General features: G+C 72.3%; 1 protein-coding gene. It reads right to left on the bottom strand.

Annotated elements, in window-relative coordinates; all coding sequences use genetic code 11:
- Positions 1 to 20: 20 nt before the first annotated feature.
- The gene (locus tag ACFWMR_RS42555; protein WP_378382492.1) at positions 21 to 2,300 is read right to left on the bottom strand and encodes an AAA family ATPase; all 2,280 of its coding nucleotides are present in this window, start codon (positions 2,298 to 2,300) and stop codon (positions 21 to 23) included.
- Positions 2,301 to 2,653 lie beyond the last annotated feature (353 nt).

Genomic DNA, 2,653 nt, shown 5'->3' with positions numbered 1-2,653 from the left:
GAAGGGGGCCTTCATGTACTTCAGACCTGGTTCTGCGCGTAGGCCTCCAGAGCCGCCAGCTGGGCCGGGTCGAGCGACGGCCGCACGGTCTCCGCCGCCTTCGCCAGATGCCCGGCGGTGACCTCCTTGGCCTCCAGCGACTCCCGCATCGCGGTCAGCGCGGCCTCCCGGATCAGCGCCGCGCAGTCCGCCGCCGAGTAACCGTCCAAAGTGGCCGCATACGCGGCGAGGTCCACATCGGACGCGAGTGGAGTGTTCTTGGCGCTGGCGGCCAAGATCGCCTCACGCGCGTGCGCGTCCGGTGGCGGGACGTAGACGCGGCGCTCAAGCCGTCCCGGCCGCAGCAGGGCCGGGTCGACCAGCTCCGGCCGGTTCGTCGCGCCGAGGACGACGACCTCGCGCATCGGCTCGACGCCGTCCAGCTCGGTGAGCAGGGCCGCGACGACCCGGTCCGACACGCCGGAGTCCGAGGACTGGCCGCGCCGGGGGGCCAGCGCGTCGATCTCGTCGAGGAAGATCAGCGACGGCGCGGCCTCGGCGGCGCGGCGGAACAGTTCCCGCACCGCGCGCTCGGACTCGCCGACCCATTTGTCCATCAGTTCGGCGCCCTTGACCGCGAACACGTTCAGCGCGCCGGTGCCCGCGAGGGCCCGGACCAGGAACGTCTTGCCACCGCCGGGCGGCCCGTACAGCAGCACGCCGCGCGGCGGGTCGACGCCGAGGCGGGCGAACGAGTCCGGATAGCGCAGCGGCCACAGCACCGCCTCGGTGAGCGACTGCTTGACGTCGGTCATGTTGCCGACGTCGTCGAGGGTCAGCCCGCCGGTGGCCAGATTGTCCGAAGTGGACATCGAGATGGGGCGGACGGTGGTCAGCGCGTCGAGCAGATCCTGCTGGGAGATGCGTGGCTCGTCCGCGTCACGCTGGCGCAACGCGGCGCGGAGGGCGGCGTCGCGGCGGAGCGCGATCAGGTCGGCGGCCACGAAGCCGGGGGTGCGTTCGGCGATCGGCCCGACGTCGACGCCGGACTCCAGCGGGGCTTCGCGGAGCAGCACCCGCAGCAGTTCCGTGCGGGTCTTCGCGTCCGGGAGCGGCAGGCCGAGTTCGCGGTCGAGCAGGTCGGCGGCGCGCAGCCGGGGATCGGTGGACTCGGCCCGTCCGGTGGTGGCGACGACGGCGAAGCCCTTGTTGCGCAAGGCCTTGCGCAGGTCGTCGAGGACGACCGTCGCGAGCGGCGGCGGCTGGGACGCGGGCAGCAGCGTGTCGATGTCGGTGATCATCAGGACGGCGGGTTCTTCGTCGCGGGTGGCCTGCTCGATCGCCTCGCGCAGTCGCGCGGCGGCCACGTTCGGGTCGAGAACGGCGATGTTCGGCGCCGCGATCGACACCACCCGCACCTTCTCGGCCTGCGCCACGGCACGGACCAGCGTCGCCTTCCCGACGCCTTCCGGCCCGGACAGCAGGACCCCCAGATGCGCCGACGTCCCGAGTTTGGCGAGCAGTTCCGGGCGGTGGAAGGCCAGGTCGAACCATTCGGCGAGCTTGCGCGCGGCCGATTCGGATCCGGCGAGATCCGACAGAGGCGGCACGGATTCCTCGGCGACCTCGTCGAGCTGCTCGTCTTCGACGATCTCGGCGTCGATGAAATCCTCGTGCGGGGTGGCGGGCGTGCTGCGGACCAGCGTCGTCCCGGCGCGGGCGGGCGCGGCGGCGGGCTCGGCCTCGCCGGTGCGGGCGCCGTCGCGCCAGCTGACCACAGTGGACGGTCCGACGGCGACCGGCCCCGACGGCTCGGTGGCCGTGACCGTGAGCAGCTCGTTCGTCCACGTCATGCCGATGGCGCGGGAAAGCTGACCGCGGACGGCGGATACGTCGGAGCCCGGCGGCGGCGCGAGATCCTGGGGGAGCAGGGAAACCGCGTCGCCGACCGTCAGCACCTTGCCGATCAGGGCGAGCCGCAGGGTGTGCGGGGAGAGCGACACGCTCGCGATCCGCGAGCCCGCCACGGTGACCGTCTTCGCGGCCGACACCTCCGCCGGGGCGACGACGACCTCCGAGCCCTCGGTCACGCCGAGGTTCGACATCGTGACGTCGTCGAGGAGGATCACGCCCGGGATCCCCTCCGCGTCCGACGGGGCGGCCAGCGCCGAGCTGACCCGCGCGCCGGTGACGCGGACCGCGTCCCAGGCCATCAGGCCGAGCGCGTCGAGGACTTCGGGATGCAGCCGGACGACGCCGCGGCGGGAGTCCAAGGCGGACGGGGTGTGCCGGACGGTCAGCGTGATCTGGGGTGCGCTCACCCCGTCACCCTATCCACGCGGACCGTTCCCAGCGGTCGAAGGACAGGAACCCCCGGGCGGGTCGCCGGGGAACCGGGGAGAAGTCGCGCTGGGTCGTGTACGCGACGCGAGCGGACTGATCTGCGCGACGTCGCCGGGGATCCCGAGCAGTTCCGCGACTTCGGCCTCGCGCGCTGGCAGGGGACCGCGAGGGTCTGGACGCTGCCTGGCTCGGGGGTCTTGCCCCGGATGTCATGAAAGGGTCTTTCAGGACACTTTTCGTCCTGAAAGACCCTTTCATGACACTTCGCGTCAGGCTCCCGACCCCCAGCCCCGGCGGACGTTGCGAAAGCCACGTTCGCAACCTTCAACCT

It is taken from the genome of Amycolatopsis thailandensis, assembly GCF_042723255.1.
Lineage (GTDB): Bacteria > Actinomycetota > Actinomycetes > Mycobacteriales > Pseudonocardiaceae > Amycolatopsis > Amycolatopsis thailandensis.
Note: the sequence above shows the minus strand (reverse complement) of the source record. Positions and strands in the feature narration are given on the sequence as shown.